General features: G+C 67.4%; 16 protein-coding genes and 1 pseudogene. 8 read left to right on the top strand and 9 right to left on the bottom strand.

What is annotated here, in order from left to right:
• Positions 1–69 precede the first annotated feature (69 nt).
• Positions 70–459 carry a hypothetical protein gene (locus ABFO07_RS21205; RefSeq protein WP_124517861.1) on the bottom strand — a complete coding sequence of 130 codons (390 nt, stop codon included), beginning with the start codon at positions 457–459 and terminating at the stop codon, positions 70–72.
• Here ABFO07_RS21205 and ABFO07_RS21200 point away from each other — a divergent pair.
• On the top strand, positions 458–1,546 hold the full coding sequence (locus tag ABFO07_RS21200) for a calcium:proton antiporter (RefSeq protein ID WP_059565684.1): 1,089 nt from the start codon (positions 458–460) through the stop codon (positions 1,544–1,546). The two genes, ABFO07_RS21205 and ABFO07_RS21200, sit on opposite strands and share 2 nt — an antisense overlap.
• Positions 1,546–2,067 carry a hypothetical protein gene (locus tag ABFO07_RS21195; RefSeq protein WP_230948460.1) on the top strand — a complete coding sequence of 174 codons (522 nt, stop codon included), beginning with the start codon at positions 1,546–1,548 and terminating at the stop codon, positions 2,065–2,067. The genes ABFO07_RS21200 and ABFO07_RS21195 overlap by 1 nt, the downstream gene beginning before the upstream one ends.
• 207 nt (positions 2,068–2,274) lie before the next feature.
• Here ABFO07_RS21195 and ABFO07_RS21190 read toward each other — a convergent pair whose 3' ends face one another.
• From ABFO07_RS21190 to ABFO07_RS21180, 3 genes and pseudogenes are all read right to left on the bottom strand, one after another.
• Positions 2,275–2,943 (bottom strand): hypothetical protein, encoded by a 669-nt coding sequence (locus ABFO07_RS21190; RefSeq protein ID WP_347469517.1) that lies wholly within the window; start codon positions 2,941–2,943, stop codon positions 2,275–2,277.
• Positions 2,944–3,038: 95 nt separating this feature from the next.
• Positions 3,039–3,194 (bottom strand): annotated as a pseudogene (locus ABFO07_RS21185) (LysR family transcriptional regulator); the annotation flags it as partial.
• A gap of 6 nt (positions 3,195–3,200) precedes the next feature.
• Positions 3,201–4,169 carry a LysR family transcriptional regulator gene (locus ABFO07_RS21180; protein ID WP_059565682.1) on the bottom strand — a complete coding sequence of 323 codons (969 nt, stop codon included), beginning with the start codon at positions 4,167–4,169 and terminating at the stop codon, positions 3,201–3,203.
• A gap of 350 nt (positions 4,170–4,519) precedes the next feature.
• Here ABFO07_RS21180 and ABFO07_RS21175 point away from each other — a divergent pair, with 350 nt between their 5' ends.
• The 4 genes from ABFO07_RS21175 (at position 4,520) to ABFO07_RS21160 (ending at position 8,741) form a co-directional block, all read left to right on the top strand.
• Positions 4,520–5,698: an HPP family protein gene (locus ABFO07_RS21175; protein WP_347469516.1), complete on the top strand. Its 1,179-nt coding sequence runs from the start codon at positions 4,520–4,522 to the stop codon at positions 5,696–5,698.
• 114 nt (positions 5,699–5,812) lie between these two features.
• Positions 5,813–6,226 carry a MarR family winged helix-turn-helix transcriptional regulator gene (locus tag ABFO07_RS21170; RefSeq protein ID WP_059565680.1) on the top strand — a complete coding sequence of 138 codons (414 nt, stop codon included), beginning with the start codon at positions 5,813–5,815 and terminating at the stop codon, positions 6,224–6,226.
• Between the two features lie 20 nt (positions 6,227–6,246).
• Positions 6,247–8,040, top strand: coding sequence for a chloride channel protein (locus ABFO07_RS21165; protein ID WP_347469515.1), 1,794 nt, complete (start codon positions 6,247–6,249; stop codon positions 8,038–8,040).
• A gap of 359 nt (positions 8,041–8,399) precedes the next feature.
• Positions 8,400–8,741: a hypothetical protein gene (locus ABFO07_RS21160; protein WP_059565678.1), complete on the top strand. Its 342-nt coding sequence runs from the start codon at positions 8,400–8,402 to the stop codon at positions 8,739–8,741.
• 112 nt (positions 8,742–8,853) lie between these two features.
• On the opposite strand, the gene ABFO07_RS21155 is transcribed toward ABFO07_RS21160, so the two are convergent.
• Both ABFO07_RS21155 and ABFO07_RS21150 read right to left on the bottom strand, forming a co-directional pair.
• Positions 8,854–9,174, bottom strand: a complete 321-nt coding sequence (locus ABFO07_RS21155) for a pyrimidine/purine nucleoside phosphorylase (RefSeq protein ID WP_347469514.1) — start codon at positions 9,172–9,174, stop codon at positions 8,854–8,856.
• A 173-nt stretch (positions 9,175–9,347) separates the two neighbouring features.
• Entirely contained in the window at positions 9,348–10,250 is a 903-nt protein-coding gene (locus ABFO07_RS21150) for a LysR substrate-binding domain-containing protein (RefSeq protein WP_059565676.1), read from the bottom strand.
• A gap of 173 nt (positions 10,251–10,423) precedes the next feature.
• On the opposite strand from ABFO07_RS21150, the gene ABFO07_RS21145 reads away from it, so the two are divergent.
• Positions 10,424–11,605: a M20 aminoacylase family protein gene (locus tag ABFO07_RS21145; RefSeq protein ID WP_059883858.1), complete on the top strand. Its 1,182-nt coding sequence runs from the start codon at positions 10,424–10,426 to the stop codon at positions 11,603–11,605.
• Positions 11,606–11,646: 41 nt separating this feature from the next.
• On the top strand, positions 11,647–12,960 hold the full coding sequence (locus ABFO07_RS21140; RefSeq protein ID WP_059565674.1) for an MFS transporter: 1,314 nt from the start codon (positions 11,647–11,649) through the stop codon (positions 12,958–12,960).
• Between the two features lie 23 nt (positions 12,961–12,983).
• On the opposite strand, the gene ABFO07_RS21135 is transcribed toward ABFO07_RS21140, so the two are convergent.
• The 3 genes from ABFO07_RS21135 to ABFO07_RS21125 form a co-directional block, all read right to left on the bottom strand.
• Entirely contained in the window at positions 12,984–14,123 is a 1,140-nt protein-coding gene (locus ABFO07_RS21135) for a DJ-1/PfpI family protein (protein WP_347469513.1), read from the bottom strand.
• Positions 14,124–14,364: 241 nt separating this feature from the next.
• Positions 14,365–14,829, bottom strand: a complete 465-nt coding sequence (locus tag ABFO07_RS21130) for a hypothetical protein (protein ID WP_124490396.1) — start codon at positions 14,827–14,829, stop codon at positions 14,365–14,367.
• A gap of 112 nt (positions 14,830–14,941) precedes the next feature.
• Positions 14,942–16,018 (bottom strand): porin, encoded by a 1,077-nt coding sequence (locus ABFO07_RS21125; protein ID WP_407060557.1) that lies wholly within the window; start codon positions 16,016–16,018, stop codon positions 14,942–14,944.
• Positions 16,019–16,082 lie beyond the last annotated feature (64 nt).

Below are 16,082 nucleotides of genomic sequence, written 5' to 3'. Positions count from 1 at the left end.
AAAGACCGTTACCGAAACCGTAACGACAAGAAAATGAAAAATATCGGGCACCTTTTCCAAACCGAAAGGTCAACGTAAGGGTTCGATTTCAGGATAGCGGCCCGCATCCACCTGATAAAATCCCGCAAACCGCCGGATTTCAGGGAGAAACCGCGTGCCACGCCGCCATTGCCGCGCATCGCCGGCCGCCCTTTCGGGGCCGGACCCGAGCCGCCGGCCATGCCCGGCGGCGATCCGGCCCCGCTTCCAGCAGCCAGCCGCATCGAACCGGTTCGCCCTGCGACGGGCATCAGCCCGCCCGCGCCACGCGCCTCCTCGACGCGGCGAACCCGGGCAGCGCCTGTCGGCGCCGCCGTCTTTCAGTGCCATCGTCATCGTTCGGCGGATTTCCCGGCCGGGCTTCGTCCAACCCGTGACGGCGCGTCGCGCGCCGCCACTCGAATAAGGAAAACCCACCATGCCGCTCTCGTCCAACCAGCTCCCGCGCTGGACCCTCTGGGCCCCGCTTGCCGCCTGGCTGGTGCTCGCGCTGTCGCGCGTCGTACCAGCCGAAGGTCTCGTCATCGCGGTGTTCGCGGCCGCGCTCGCGGGCGCCGTGTTCGCCGCCGTCCACCATGCGGAAGTCGTCGCGCACCGCGTCGGCGAACCGTTCGGCACGCTCGTGCTCGCGGTCGCCGTGACCGTCATCGAAGTCGCGCTGATCGTGTCGGTGATGCTCGGCGCGGGCCCCGAGAAATCCGGCCTCGCGCGCGATACGGTGTTCGCCGCGGTGATGATCATCTGCAACGGCATCGTCGGCATCTGCCTGCTCGTCGGCGCGTGGAAGCACGGCGAGCAGGATTTCCACGGGCGCGGCGCGAGCAAGGCGCTCGCGGTGCTCGCGTCGCTGTCGGTGCTGTCGCTCGTGATGCCGAACTACCTGAGCGCCGCGCCGGGCCCGCAGTTCTCGAATTCGCAGCTCGCATTCGCCGGCGTGTCGTCGCTGGTGCTGTACGGCGTGTTCGTGTTCGTGCAGACCGTGCGCCACCGCGACTACTTCCTCGCCGCGCACGACAGCGCGAACGAATCCGTGCACGCGGCGCCGCCGAGCAACCGCACCGCGGTGATCAGCCTTCTGCTGCTGTTCGCGAGCCTCGTTGCCGTCGTGCTGCTCGCGAAGCTGCTGTCGCCGGCGGTCGAGCACGCGGTGCTGACGCTCGGCGCGCCCGAGGCCGCGGTCGGCATCGTGATCGCCGCGCTCGTGCTGCTGCCCGAAGGGCTCGCGGCCGTCACCGCGGCACGCGCGAACCGCCTGCAGACCAGCATGAACCTCGCGCTCGGCTCGGCGCTCGCGAGCATCGGGCTGACCATTCCGACAGTTGCCGCGGTGTTCATCTGGATCGGCCAGCCGCTCACGCTCGGCATCGGCGCGATGGAAACCGTGCTGCTGTCGCTGACGCTGCTCGTCAGCACGCTGACGCTCAGCGCCGGGCGCACGACCGTGCTGCACGGCGTCGTGCACCTGTCGCTGTTCGCCGCATATCTGTTCCTGTCGGTCACGCACTGATGGCCGGCGCGATGCCCGGCGCGCGGCGCGGTGTGCGCAAGCATGCCGCGCGCCACGCCGCATCGGCCTGGCTGATCGGCATCCTGCTGTCGCTGCCGGCGCCCGCGAGCCACGCGCAGCCGGCCGGCGCGCCCGACGATGGTGCGTCGGGCTGGCATTTCGACGGCTCGCTGCTGGACTATGGCGACCGGGACACCGACGGCAATGCGCTCTACGTGGTCTGCGAAGCCGGCCGGCTCCGGGCCTCGGTACTGGTGAGCGCCGCCGATCTGCGGGACGGCCAGCGCGTGCGCATGACATTCGCGTCGAACAGCGCGCGCGTCACCGGCCGCGCCACGCTCGCGCTGTCGGACCTCGACATGTACGCAGTCGGCGAGATCAAGGATCGGGCGCGGTTCTATCGCCTGTTCGAAGGCGACGGGGCGCTTCGGATCGACGTCGAAGGCAATCTCAGGCGGCTCCCGCTGCGCGGCGCACGCGAACAGGCCGCCCGACTGAAAGCTGCCTGCCCCGTCAGGTGAGCCCGCCCGGATCGCCGGCACGGGCGTCGCATGCGAGCCCTTCGCCAGCGTCGAGCAGCGCGGATCCGCGCCAGGAATGGTGACGAAGGCAGCAACGGGCTGGGCATGTTCGGAAAGACGTTATTCCACTCGACCATGCGCCGTCGAATGTCGCATTGAAAAAACGGCATTGCCGCACGCGGCCGACGCTTCGAAACGCGCCGCCCACTACACGTCCGAATAGACGGCGACGTCGAACTTCGCATCGAGCGCCGTCGCGATCTCCTCGAGTACGCGCGCCCACTCGCGCATCGGCTCCAGGCTGTCGCCGCAATCCGGCCCGAGCGCGAAAAATGCGCGCTTCATGTATGGCTCGTTGATCTCGGCGGGCATGTTCCGCGGCTTCACATCGAACCACAGCACCCCCTGGCACGACCCGGCACTAGGCGCCCTGACCGAATCGATCGCGAAGATTCCCACGGTAAGAATCGCGCCGTGGCGAAACCGGAAGCTGTCGCCGCCACAACGAAACCCGGACCACGCGCGATCGTGCGAGCGAAACACGAAGAGCGCGTCGTCGTCACCCGTCATCGCCGCACCGGCAGACACCATCGCCACAGTCGAGCCGTCAGTTCCCGCGTCGACCTCCACGTATCGTTCGATTTCACGCCGGAGCTCGTCGAACAGGGCGCGAGCGGCCCCGGGAACAGCCAGTCTCCTGACATGCGCCGCGTCGCCAGCGGGAACCGGCTGGTCGTGCGCGTCGCGGTTCGCCAGCCTCGACAGGATGACGGCCGGTGCGATCAGCGCCACCACCGCCGCTGCGCCGCCGGCCAGCGCGCCGTAGCGCGACGCAACCACCCACGCCGCGATCGCGGCGGGAATCAGGTAAAGCATCCGGATCAATCTGCGCCCTCGTTATATGTCTTGTCGCATACCGTCATGCCAACGATCAGTCGGCCGGGCCGAGCGGATCGTGCAACAGCACCGCCTCACACCACTCCGCCTGCCGCATGCTCCGCGAGAAAACGCTCGACCATCGCATTGAAACGCGGCAGCGCCGGATTGTCGTTGTCCGTGCGCCACGCGAGATACAGCTCGGCCGCGACGTCGACATCCGCCAGCGGCCTGAACACGACCCCGCCGACAGATTGTCACGCGCGCTGGCGGCCCGACTCGGTGTGCGCGACGGTCAGCCGGTCCAGCTCGCGCAGGTCGTTTTCCAGCGCCGGCGTAAGCGTCGTGCGCAAGTGCTCGAGGAAAGTGCGGATCTTCGCATCGAGATAGCGGCGCGTCGCGTACACCGCGTAGACACTCAGCGTCTGCAGCCGATATTCGGGCAGCACGCGGATCAGGCGGCCTGCGCGGATATCGTCGAGCACCGTATACAGCGCGACGCACGCGATCCCGCGCCCGGCACGCACGGCCACGCACAGCGCGTCCGGCACGTTGACCTGGAACGGCGTGGGCGGCAGCTCGAGCACCTGCTCGTCGCCGTCCTTGTGTTCGAGCCGCCATTCGCCGGCCGGCGACGCCGGCGTGTCGAGCCTCAGGCAGGTGTGCTTCGGCAGGTCTTCCGGCGTCTGCGGCGTGCCGTGCCGCGCGAGGTAGTCGCGCGACGCGACCAGCACGCTGCAGCTCGTGCCGCACGTCTGCGCGACGTAGCCCGAATCCGGCAGTTGCGACGCGGTGACGATCGACACGTCATAGCCCTCCTCGACGAGATTCGGCATCCGCTGCGCGAGCGTCAGCTCGACCGACACGTCCGGGTTGTCCTCCTGGTAGCGGACGATCGACGACACGACGTGGCTCTGCCCGAGCCCCGTCATCGCGTGGATGCGCATCTTGCCCGACGGCCGCAGCAGCGCGTTGCGCGCCTCCGCGTTCGCATAGTCGATTTCCGCGAGGATCGATTTCGCGCGCTCGAAATAACGCTGGCCGCTTTCGGTGAGGCCGAGGTGGCGCGTCGTGCGATGCAGCAGCCGCGTCTGCACGTGCGCCTCGAGGTTCGAGACGGCGCGCGACACCTGCGCGGTGGTCGCGTCGATTTCTTTGGCGACCGCGGTGAAACTGCCGGCTTCGACAACGCGCACGAACAGGCGCATGTTTTCGAGCATGTCCATTGGATAGGCTTGGGGGAAAGTAGATAAGGAAGTGTCGGCCGCGCTCGCGTCAGGTGGGCAACGGGATACGGCCGGGAACCCCGTCAACGCGATCACCATGCCGGAGAGAAGGCGGGAGAGCGGGCATCGCGTGCGTAGTCCAGGTGTTCGGGGGAATCAGTGGCCCGAATTGTACGCCGCCGCGAACAACTTTGCGCTGTTGCGCCACCGTGCCGCCAGATGAAAGCAATACGAAAGAATGCCGATTTCGTGCGCGCGTCGCGCCATTGCGGCGCGACAATTTATATCACAATGAGATACAATTCCGCGCACCTCGACGCACGCCTCACCGCTTTTTCCTCATACGTTACATGTCGTCCGGCTCCTCCCCGTCGCGCCGCACCTTGCGGCAGTGGCTGCACAGCTTCACCCCGCTTCCGCTGACTCTTGGCTGGCGCGAGCGCCTGCGCTCGTGCGCCGGCGCGCTGGTCGGCATCGCGACGGTCGGCGCGACGATGCGGGTGCTGCCCGGCGTGCCGGGGCTCGTGCCGCTGCTGGTGGCGCCGATGGGCGCGTCGGCGGTGCTGCTGTTCGCGGTGCCCGCGAGCCCGCTCGCGCAGCCGTGGTCGATCATCGGCGGCAACCTGGTCGCGGCCACCGTCGGCGTCGCGTGCGCGCAATGGATCGCCGATCCGATCACCGCCGCCGCGCTGGCCGTCGCGGGCGCGATCGGCGGGATGTTCGCGCTGCGCTGCGTGCACCCGCCGTCGGGTGCGGTCGCGCTGACGGCCGTGCTCGGCGGCTCGGCCATCCACGCGCTCGGTTTCCGCTTCGTGCTCGAGCCGATCGCGCTGCAATCGGCAATCCTGCTGTCGGCGGCGCTCGCCTACCACGCGCTCACCGGCCACCGCTATCCGCACGGCGGCGCGCGGCCCGACGCGAAGCCGAAGGCCGGTCCGAAGCCGGCACCCGCGCACGGCGGCTTCACGCGCGAGGATCTCGACGCGGTGCTCAAGCGCCGCAGCGAATGGCTCGATGTCGCGCCGGACGATCTCGAAGCGCTGCTGCGCGAAACCGAACTGCAGGCGTATGCGCGCACGTTCGGCCAGCTCACCTGCGCAGACCTGATGACCAAGCGCGCGGTGAGCGTCGCGCCGTCGACGTCGGTGACGGCCGCGCTCACGCTGCTCGACCGGCATCGCGTGAAGGCGCTGCCCGTCGTCGATGCGGACCACCGCCTGGCCGGGATCGTCACCCGCGCCGACCTGACGCGCCCGTCGTGCCGCCCGGCGCCGCTGTGGCAGCGGCTGTCCGCGCGCCTGCCGCAATCGTTCGGCGGCCGGCCTGCGAGCGTCGGCACCGTGATGAGCCGCGACGTCGCGTCGGTGCCGCACACGCTGCCGCTGACCGCGCTCGTGCCGCTGTTCGCGCATTCCGGTCACCACCACATTCCTGTCGTTGACGCATCGCGCCGGCTCGTCGGCATCGTCACGCAAACCGACCTCGTCACGGGGCTTTACCAGCAGACGCAGATGCTCGAGGCTGCGTAGCCGGGCACCGCGGCGACGCGATTCATATGTCGTATTTCGCCTATCGCCGCAGCTCGCCCATTTATATCACATCGTGATATATTTCCCGGCTACCACAATCGCTTTCCGCCGACGATGACCCAAACCCGACGCGCGCTGCACAAATCCGATTTCGAGCAGTTGTCCGAATTCCGCTACCAGATGCGCCGTTTCGAGCGCTTCTCCGAACGCGCCGCGCAGAGCGAAGGCGTGACACCGCTGCAATACCTGCTGCTGCTGCACGTCAAGGGCTATCCGCAACGCGAATGGGCGACCATCGGCGAGCTCGCGGAACGCCTGCAGGCGCAGCATCACGGCGTGGTCGCGCTGGTGACGCGCTGCGAAGCGCTCGGCCTCGTGAAGCGCAAGCCGAGCGAAATGGACCGCCGCCAGGTGGAGGTGCATCTGGAAGAAGCCGGCGAAACACTGCTCGCGCGCCTCGCGGCGATGCACCGCGCCGAACTGAAGTCGCTCAAGGGCGCCTTCCAGGTGCCTCAACTCGATTACTGACCCTTGCTCCCGCCACGCCGATGAACGCCCCGCACAAACGCGATTTCGCGACCAACGACCGCCTGCCCAGGATCGCCCTGCTCGCCGCCTGCATCGGCGTGCTGAGCACGCTCGCGGCGTTCGTCCTGCTGAGCCTGATCCACCTGTTCACGAACCTGTTCTTCTTCCAGCAGTTCTCGTTCGCCGACCGCTCGCCCGCGGGCAACACGCTCGGCGCATGGGTGATCGTGGTGCCGGTGATCGGCGGGCTGATCGTCGGGATGATGGCGCGCTTCGGCTCGGAGAAGATTCGCGGCCACGGCATCCCCGAGGCGATCGAGGCGATCCTGTTCGGCAAGAGCCGCATGTCGCCGAAGGTCGCGATCCTGAAACCGCTGTCGTCGGGCGTCGTGATCGGCAGCGGCGGCCCGTTCGGTGCCGAGGGGCCGATCATCATGACGGGCGGCGCGCTCGGCTCGCTGGTCGCGCAGTGCGTGAAGGTCACCGCCGCCGAGCGCAAGACGCTGCTCGTCGCCGGCGCCGCGGCCGGCATGACCGCCGTGTTCGGCACGCCGGTCGCCGCGGTGCTGCTCGCGGTCGAGCTGCTGCTGTTCGAATGGCGCCCGCGCAGCTTCCTGCCGGTCGCGCTCGCATGCGCGGTCGCCGGTTTCGCGCGTGCGGTGTTGTTCGGCGTCGAGCCGCTGTTTCCGCTGACGACCGCCGCGCCGTCGCCGGTCGCGCTCGTGTCGTGCGTGGTCGCGGGCCTGCTGTCGGGCGCGCTCGCGTGCGGGCTGTCGGCCGCGCTGTACCGCGTCGAGGACGCGTTCGCGAAGCTGCCCGTGCACTGGATGTGGTGGCCCGCGCTCGGCGCGGTCGCGATCGGCGTCGGCGGTTGGCTCGAACCGCGCGCGCTCGGCGTCGGCTACGACGTGATCGGCGACCTGCTGCACCAGCACATCGCGCTGCGGATCGCGCTCGCGCTGCTGGTCGTGAAGGCCGTGATGTGGGTGATCGCGCTCGGCTCCGGCACGTCGGGCGGCGTGCTCGCGCCGCTGCTGATGCTCGGCGCGGGGCTCGGCGCCGTGCTGTCGCCGGTGCTGCCGGGCGGCGACCCGGCCCTGTGGCCGCTCGTCTGCATGGCCGCGACCCTTGGCGCGACGCTCGGCGCGCCGCTCACCGCGATCGTGTTCGCGTTCGGCCTCACGCACGACACCAACGCGCTGCTGCCGCTGCTCGCGGCGACGCTGGTCGCGCACGGCTTCGCGACCGTCGTGATGAAGCGTTCGATCATGACCGAGAAGATCGCGCGCCGCGGCTATCACATCTATCGCGAATACGGCGTCGATCCGCTCGAGCGGCACGACGTCGCCGAAGTGATGACGCGCGCCGCGTCGATCGTCACGATCGACGCGGACACCCCGCTCGCGGAAGTCGACGCGACGTTCTTCGGCGCGCGGCAAACGCACCGCGCGTATCCGGTCGTGAAGGACGGCCGCCTGCTCGGGGTCGTCGATCGCGCGCTGCTCGACGCGCAGCGCGCGACATTCTCGCCCGATACGCCGGTCGCGCGCGTGCTGGCCGATCGCGCGCCCGCCATCGCGCTGACGCACGAAACGTGCCGCCTCGTCGCGACGCGTCTCGCGGTGCTCGGCCTCGAGCGGCTGCCTGTCGTCGACGATGCGCAATCGCTGCGCATGACAGGCCTCGTGTCGCGCAGCGACCTGATCAAGCCGGCGCTCCAGCACTTCGACGAGGAACACAAGCGCGAGCGCTTCCGGCCGATCGTGCCGGCGAATGCGCGTCGCGGCCTCGGCGCCGCGCGCAAGACCGGCTGAATCGCGCATCGACGCGCATTTGAAGTTGCTTGACAGTTCGACGCGCGAAAGTTTGTCATCATGAGCCTCATGCGACGGGGCCTTCCTTCAGTTCGTCCACGATAACGCGTCGCGGCGCGGCATCCGCATGGATGCCGCACGCTGCGACCCTTCACCCATCACACGCCCGGGCAGCGAGACGACCGGACGACGCACGCGTCGTCCCGTGCAGCAGGCTGTGCAGCACCGGATCCGCGGTTTGGCAAGCGCCTTAACATCTTGTTTCGGAATCGCCGGAACCCGCTCCGAACGGTGGACTCTCACCTTACGCAGTACTGCTGCGCATCCCGCTCAATCAATCACGACCCGAGGGAGATAACGTGAAATACTTACCGCTCATCGCACTGACCGTTGCCATTTCCGCGCACGCGGCCGACCCGTCCGCCGTGCAGAACGTGGGGCAAAGCCAGAAACCCGCCGAGGAAGTGTCGGCATGCATCGCGAAGACCTGGGCAGACAAATCCCAGCAACAGGTCGTCTCGCAGAACGTGCTCGCGAACGGCCTCGCGACCGACGTGTACGCGCCGGGCCAGCAACCGCCGAACGGCGCGGCCGCCATGGTGCGTCCGGCCAACACCGCAGGTGCGAAGACCTGGGTCGGCTTCCGTGCCGGCAGCGGCGCGAGCGCCGACGCTGCGGGCGCGATCAGCGCCTGCCTGTAACGTGTACGCGTGGACGGCCTTGCGCCGTCCGCGATGCATCAACGAAAAAACCCCGCATTTGCGGGGTTTTTTCATTGCATGGCCGCAGCCGTTCGCCGCGCGCATTACATCGTTACAGATAGCTGCAGACGTAGTCGAGCGTCTCGATCACTTCGATGTCGAAGCGGCTCTTGCCCGGCACCGAGAACGATTCGCCCGCGCCGTAGGTCTGCCATTCGGTGCTGCCGTCGAGCTTCACGCGGCATTTGCCGCCCTGCACTTCCATCAATTCGGGCGCGTCCGTGCCGAAGTTGAGCGCGCACGGCAGGATCACGCCGAGCGTCTTGCGCGTGCCGTCCGGGAACAGCACGGTATGCGAGACGCACTTGCCGTCGAAATAGACGTTGGCGCGCTTGACGACCGACACGTTGTCGAATTGGGTTGCACTGGTCATGTATTGCCTCTGATTGCTGGATGCCGAAAGATTGGACGTTGTTGGAAACCGGCAGGCATCGCCGGCCGGCCGATATGATACCGGCTTGCCGCCGGCACGCCGGAACCGGGCGCTGCCGGCGCGATTTTCTCAGGATCACTGGATAATTTCTTCACGGCAGCGGAGTTCCGTGCTCACCTCAGCCCTTGCCGCCGCGCGGAATCGCGCAGGCAGTCGAGCAGCATCGCCGCGGCCGGCGTGAGCGGGCTGTCGCGGCGCGTCACCACCTGCACCGACACGGCCGGCAGCCGCTCGCGGATCGGCAGTATCGCGAACCGGTCGCGCGCCCAGTCGGCGTTGAGCAGTTGCTCCGGCATCGACGCGAGCAGGTCGGACCCCGTCATCAGGCTGTGCGCGAGCCCGAAGCTCGGGCACTCGACGATCCGCGCGGGCACCGGCAGGCCATGCGCGACGAAGCAGTTGAACAGCACCTGCGTCGAGCTTTCCGGCGACGGATTCATCAGCCAGTCGGCATCGACGAGATCGGCGAGCGACGTGGCCGCCGCGAGCGGATGCCCTTTGCGCGCGACGATCAGCGAGCGGCTCGAATAGAGCTCCGCGTGATCGAACTCCGCCGCGAGCAGTTCGGGCACGACCACCGCGACCGCGAAATCGAGCGAGCCGTCGTGCAGCCGCGGCAGCGCGACGCCCGGGAACCCTTCGATCAGACTCACCCGCGCGACCGGAAAGCGCCGCCGGAACGCGCGAAACGCATCGGGCAGGATCGTCACCGCCGCGGCCGGCGTGATGGCCGCCGCGACGGAGCCCGTCATCTCGCCCTGCGCCTGCTCGATGTCGTCGCGCGCACGCTGCATCTCGGCGACGATCAGCCGCGCGCGCACCTGCAGCCGCTGGCCGAAGCCGGTCAACTGCACGCCGCGCGCGGTGCGCACGACGAGCGAAACGCCGAGCGCGATCTCCAGCTCCTTGACCGCCTTGGTCAGCGCCGCCGGCGACACGTTCAGGCGGCGCGCGGCCGCGCGGATGCTGCCCTCCTCCGCGACGGTGACGAACGCTTTCAACTGATGGTATTTCATGACGACGCGCGTGATACGTGGAAACCCGGATGCGCTTCCGCATGCACGATCTCAGGGTGTTCCCTAGCGGCAACCGGCGGTGAGCACCAAAGCAATTTATCAGCTTATGGTGCGCGAAAGAAATTTATATGCTGCGACGTCATAAGCGCGTCAACCACCCCCACGGAGACACCATGCAGCCAGCGAATCCCGTCATCCCCGGCATCGCCGCGATCGCCCCCGAGCTGATCGAGGTGCGGCGCAGGATACACGCTCACCCGGAACTGGCGTTCGAGGAAACGCTGACGAGCGATCTCGTCGCCGAGCTGCTCGCCGGCTGGGGCTACGAGGTCCACCGCGGCCTCGGCAAGACGGGCGTGGTCGGCGTGCTGCGCGAAGGGCAAGGCACGCGCACGATCGGCCTGCGCGCCGACATGGACGCGCTGCCGCTCGCGGAAGCCACGGGCCTGCCGTATGCGAGCCGCCATGCGAACAAGATGCATGCGTGCGGCCACGACGGCCACACCGCGATGCTGCTGTGCGCGGCGCGCCATCTCGCGGCGACGCGCAAGTTCTCCGGCACGCTGAACCTGATCTTCCAGCCGGCCGAGGAGAACTTCGGCGGCGCGAAGGCGATGATGGACGACGGCCTGTTCGACCGCTTCCCGTGCGACGCGATCTTCGCGATCCACAACATGCCGGGCCGCGCGGCCGGCGACATGGCGTTCCGCACCGGCGCGGCGATGGCCTCCGCCGACCGCGTGACGATCACGCTGCGCGGCGTCGGCGGCCACGGCGCGATGCCGCATTTCGCGCGCGACCCGATGTCGGCGGCGGGCAGCATCATGGTCGCGCTGCAGACGATCGTCGCGCGCGAGGTCGATGCGCAGCAGGCCGCCGTGATCACGGTCGGCAGCGTGCAGGCCGGCGAGACGTTCAACATCATCCCCGAGACGGTCGTGATGAAGCTGTCGGTGCGCGCGCTGAGCGCCGACGTGCGCCAGCTGCTCGCGCGCCGCATCGACGCGCTCGCGAAAGGCCAGGCCGAGAGCTTCGGCGTGACGGCCGACGTGCAGTACGACTACGGCTACCCCGTGCTCGTCAATCATCCGGAGCCGACCGCGTTCGCCACCGACATCGCGCGCCAGATGCTCGGCGCGGCACGCGTCGAGGCCGACGCCGCGCCGCTGATGGGCAGCGAGGATTTCGCGTTCATGCTCGAAGCGCGCCCCGGCTGCTACGCGTTCATCGGCAACGGCACGGGCAGCAAGGGCGGCTGCATGGTGCACAACCCCGGCTACGACTTCAACGACGACATCCTCGCGATCGGCGCGAGCTACTGGGTCCGCCTGGCCGAAGCCTGGCTCGCGGCCTGACGGTTCTTCTCCACCCACGCTTGCGTTCATCGGGGAATCCCATGGAAACGTCCGCCCTTCCTTTTGCCGGCGCGCCGGCCGACGCGCGCGCCGCCGCGAAGAAGCGCCGCCTGATCGCCGCCGCCGCGGTCGGCAACGCGCTCGAGTTCTACGATTTCACGGTCTACAGCTTCTTCGCGATCCTGATCGGCAAGCTGTTCTTCCCGGTGCATTCGTCGTTCGGCCAGCTGATGCTCGCGGTCGCCAGTTTCGGCGTCGGCTTCGTCACGCGGCCGCTCGGCGGCCTCGTGATCGGCATGTATGCGGATCGCGTCGGCCGCAAGCGCGCGATGATCGCGACGCTGCTGATCATGGCGCTCGGCACCGCGACGATCGCGGTCGCGCCAACCTACGCGCAGATCGGCCTCGCCGCCCCGCTGCTGCTCGTGCTCGCGCGCCTGCTGCAGGGGTTCGCGTCGGGCGGCGAAGTGGGCGCGTCGACCACGCTGCTGCTGGAGCAGGCGCCGCAGCACCGCCGCGGCTTCTACGCATCGTTCCAGTTTTCGAGCCAGGGGCTCGCGGCGCTCGCGGGCGCGCTCACCGGCGTCGCGCTCACGTCGACGCTGAGCGCCGCGCAGCTCGAAAGCTGGGGCTGGCGCGTGCCGTTCGTGATCGGCACGCTGTTCGTGCCGATCGGCTACTGGCTGCGCCACACCGTCGAGGAAGTGCCGGCCGCGGCGCCCGCGCCGCGGGAGAAGGTGCAGTCGCTGCCGCTCGCCGACGTGCTGCGCCATCACGGCAAGGCCGTGTTCGCGGGGCTCGGCGTGACGATCGGCGGCACGTCGATCCACTACATCATCGTGTTCTACATGGCGATCTACGGCGTGCAGGTGCTGCACCTGCCGAGCTGGCTGTCGATGACGGCGGGCTGCGTCGCGGGCGCGATCCTGATGCTCGCGACGCCGCTCGGCGGCTACCTGTCGGACGTCCATGGGCGCAACCGGATCGTCTGGTGGACGCGCATCGTGCTGATGGCCGCGATCTACCCGGCCTTCATCGCGCTGAACCGCTGGCCGGGCGCCGCGTCGCTGCTGTCGATCATCGCGGCGCTGTCGGTCGTGCATGCGATCAACATCGGCGCAACCGGCGCGATGCTCGGCGAACTGTTCCCGCGCGCGGTGCGGGCGACGGGCGGCGCGCTCGTGTACAGCATCGGCGTCGCGATCTTCGGCGGCTTCGCGCAGTTCTTCGTCACGTGGCTGATCGCGGCGACCGGCAATCCGAATGCGCCGGCGTGGTATGCGATCGGCTGCGGGGTGCTGACGCTGCTGGCGCTGCGGTGCATGGACGAGAAGGCGGGGAAGGCGCTCGATTGACGCGGGCCTTGCGCATGCCGCAGTCAGTAGCCCGGGTATTGCATCTGTAGCGCGACCCACGCGGCGGTTCGCTTGCCGAATTCCGACGCAATTCCCTCGAGGGACGTATCCAGCGCATGCAACGGGAACGCCGCGACCGGCGCGGGCAGCATCCGGTTCGGCGCATCGACGCCCGCGACGCGTTCCGGTACGATCGTCAGCCCGCGTCGGGTCCTGACGGGTTCACGATTCGCGGCGACGGTGTATGCGGTCGAACGAAACGTCGTCGAATATGCGTCCGCTTGCAGAACGAGCGCGATTTCGTCGACACCCGGCACGACTGGAATGCCGAAATCGACATGCGCCCAGAACGCGACGTAGTTGGTGGCGATCGTTGTCATCGTCGGCAACCCGAGACTGAACCGGTCACTCGCGATCTCTGACGACCACGCCGGACGGCCGAGCTTTCCGGCAACCTGCAACGCGCGGTCGCGCCCCGCGATCGCGTCGACGAGCGCAAGCGATACCGGAATCGTCGCGGTCACGCCCGTGGTCGTCACGACCTTGCCGTCGGCGACGTAGCGCTTGCCATCCATCCATTGCGTACCGGGAAATTTCTTTCGCAGGTCGCTCATCGAATACCAGTGGCCGGTCGCACGGCGGCCCTGGAGCAATCCGGCGCGCGCGACGACCCAGACGCCGTCGCACACGCCGATGATCGTGGCGCCCTTCTTCGCCTGCCCGGCAACCCATGCGATGAGCGTCGGGTCGCTGTCGCGATGCACGGCGGGAACGATCACGTAGTCGGCCCCTTCCGGTACACGTCGATCGAACTGCGCGGTGGTTTCATCCGGCACGACGTTCATCGGCGCAGGGAACATCCGGAGAGGCCCGGCCTTCGTCGCGAGCGCGCTGAGGTCCGCGGCGCCCGATTCGGCCAGGATACCGTACGGAACGACGTAGTCCGTCAATTCGGTGTACTCGTTTTCGCCAACAACGGCAATCACAGGGCGTGTGCGTCCGAAGCGCGGCTGGTACGCGGGCAGCCGGTCGGCGGTCGCCGGTACGACTGCAGCTGAAGCGGAAATGGGCGCGTCGCTGTGCTGCCCCGCGTGCGCGACGCTTGCAGCACCGAGCGAAAGAGACGCGAGCAGCATCATCCAGACCATCACGATTCGTTGCATTGCTGCCTCTCCGAAAAATCGAACTCTTCCGGCGGACGGGCATCACGTCTGACGCATGCCGGCTCTGGTCCGTGCACCATATATGTAGAAAATTGTGGCAAGGTCGCCATCATACCGATGCTTGGCGGGCATACGTGGCGAATATTATCAGCCTGTGGCCGCGTTTCTTTTCAGATCAAATGGAGGTTTTTGTATGACTTCCCCCGAACCGGGGCCTACGACTGCCGCGACAATCAATTTTCTAGATCCGGACATCGCCTTTTAGCGCAGCAACGAAATGGCGGTCCCCAATCGCGCCGTTTTCCACCCTTGTGAAAAGAATGTGAATTTTCAGCAAAAATGCAAACGAATCGAGAGCGGCAGTTACGTCCGACGATGTGGATAGATCGATGCAAAAGACTTGCTCAACCGGTTCCGTTTTCTGCTCGAGAACTATCTGAACCTCCGGACCTTCATACTTGAACCGCGTAGAAACATGTCCACCTCCCACAATAGTCACTCCCATAGACGAGTTGACACCCAAGGCAGGGATTGTTGCTTCCACCACACCGACGAATGCCGATACCAGATCGAAATACACTTCGACGTCTTCAACCTTTGGGATTTCATAGTGATGCTCGAGGCGGTTTCGGAGCGTATTCAATTTCTCGATCGATCGAGACCGGAAGATACCGGCCTTCTTTAAGAAACCAAGCTTCCGGTCCACCCCAAGTCTCGTGGCAGCTACCGAGCACCACATATCGCAACTGACCGTGGAAAATGAAAAAGGCTTCGGCATCCATTGCCGAAGCCCTGCTGTACCGCTCTCGCTCGCGCCGTCAGAACGTATGCATGATCCCCGCGTACGCGCCCGTCTGCGACTCGCCCGCCATCGGGCTCGTGTTCGGGGTCGCGTCGCGCGGCGTCGCCAGCAGCGAGAAATTCGAATTGCCGCCGTTGCGCACATACGCGACGGTGCCGTACAGGAACGTGCGCTTCGACAGGTTGTACGTCGTGCCGAGCACGTACATCATCGCGTGGCCCGACGGGTCGTGCGATGCATCGCCGCCGCCATCGCCGACCTTCACGTAGTAGCCGCCCGCGGTCACCGCCCAGGCCGCATTCGCGAACCAGGTCGCGCCGAGCCAGTAGTGATCGGCACGATCGGGCACGCCGGCCGGGCTGTCCGGCGCCTGGTAATGCGTATATGCACCCTGGATCTTGAACTGCGACAGCTTCACGTTCGCGCCGACGAAGTACTCGCGCGAGCTCGAGAAGATGTTGCTGAACTTGCCGTTGCGGTCGCGCAGCTCGTCGTAGATCCCGCGCACGTCGAGCACCGGCGAGTGGTACGAGATCATGATCCCGTCCGAGCGGCCGAAATCGTCCGGCGCGCCGTAATTGAAACCGCGCGACTGGTTGCCGAACGCATACTGCGCCTGCACGTCGAAGCCGCCGATCACCGGGCTGTGATATTCGATGTTGTTGCTGGTCTGCTGCCAGTTGCGGCCGCGCACCAGCGAAGCCGACGAAAACGCCTGCTGCACGAACGGATCGAATTCCCACACGCCGTCGCTGTCGATGAACAGGTTGCGGCCGGCCTGCAGCTGGCCCCACGTGTTGCTCTTCAGGCCGACGAACGCGCGGCGCGACCACATCCGGCCGCCGCCCGTCGTGCCGTTCATCACCTGGAACGCCGTCTCCAGGTTGAACACCGTCGACAGCCCGCCGCCGAGATCCTCCGCCCCCTTCAGGCCGAACATGCTGGTGCCCCAGTCGCCGCCTTCCGCGCTCCAGCGAGTCGAACTGCCGTTCGGCGTCGCGATGTGGTTCAGGTATTCGACGCCGGCGTCGATCCGCCCGTACAGCGTCACGCTCGTCTGCGCGAGCGCGGCCGCGGGCGCGGCCGCCGCCATCAGCCATGCGATATGTTTGAATTGCAAGGTATTGCCCCCTCGGAATCTCGACCATCGACGCGCG

Origin of the sequence: Burkholderia stagnalis, from assembly GCF_039848545.1 — a bacterium.
In the GTDB taxonomy this organism is placed as follows: Bacteria; Pseudomonadota; Gammaproteobacteria; order Burkholderiales; family Burkholderiaceae; genus Burkholderia; species Burkholderia stagnalis.
Note: the sequence above shows the minus strand (reverse complement) of the source record. Positions and strands in the feature narration are given on the sequence as shown.

Excerpts from the sequence above, each read along its gene's own strand:
- ABFO07_RS21200 (WP_059565684.1), top strand. The coding sequence starts at position 458 with ATGCCGCTCTCGTCCAACCAGCTCCCGCGCTGGACCCTCTGGGCCCCG.
- ABFO07_RS21205 (WP_124517861.1), bottom strand. The coding sequence starts at position 459 with ATGGTGGGTTTTCCTTATTCGAGTGGCGGCGCGCGACGCGCCGTCACG.
- ABFO07_RS21195 (WP_230948460.1), top strand. The coding sequence starts at position 1,546 with ATGGCCGGCGCGATGCCCGGCGCGCGGCGCGGTGTGCGCAAGCATGCC.
- ABFO07_RS21190 (WP_347469517.1), bottom strand. The coding sequence starts at position 2,943 with ATGCTTTACCTGATTCCCGCCGCGATCGCGGCGTGGGTGGTTGCGTCG.
- ABFO07_RS21180 (WP_059565682.1), bottom strand. The coding sequence starts at position 4,169 with ATGGACATGCTCGAAAACATGCGCCTGTTCGTGCGCGTTGTCGAAGCC.
- ABFO07_RS21175 (WP_347469516.1), top strand. The coding sequence starts at position 4,520 with ATGTCGTCCGGCTCCTCCCCGTCGCGCCGCACCTTGCGGCAGTGGCTG.
- ABFO07_RS21170 (WP_059565680.1), top strand. The coding sequence starts at position 5,813 with ATGACCCAAACCCGACGCGCGCTGCACAAATCCGATTTCGAGCAGTTG.
- ABFO07_RS21165 (WP_347469515.1), top strand. The coding sequence starts at position 6,247 with ATGAACGCCCCGCACAAACGCGATTTCGCGACCAACGACCGCCTGCCC.
- ABFO07_RS21155 (WP_347469514.1), bottom strand. The coding sequence starts at position 9,174 with ATGACCAGTGCAACCCAATTCGACAACGTGTCGGTCGTCAAGCGCGCC.
- ABFO07_RS21150 (WP_059565676.1), bottom strand. The coding sequence starts at position 10,250 with ATGAAATACCATCAGTTGAAAGCGTTCGTCACCGTCGCGGAGGAGGGC.
- ABFO07_RS21145 (WP_059883858.1), top strand. The coding sequence starts at position 10,424 with ATGCAGCCAGCGAATCCCGTCATCCCCGGCATCGCCGCGATCGCCCCC.
- ABFO07_RS21140 (WP_059565674.1), top strand. The coding sequence starts at position 11,647 with ATGGAAACGTCCGCCCTTCCTTTTGCCGGCGCGCCGGCCGACGCGCGC.
- ABFO07_RS21135 (WP_347469513.1), bottom strand. The coding sequence starts at position 14,123 with ATGCAACGAATCGTGATGGTCTGGATGATGCTGCTCGCGTCTCTTTCG.
- ABFO07_RS21125 (WP_407060557.1), bottom strand. The coding sequence starts at position 16,018 with ATGGCGGCGGCCGCGCCCGCGGCCGCGCTCGCGCAGACGAGCGTGACG.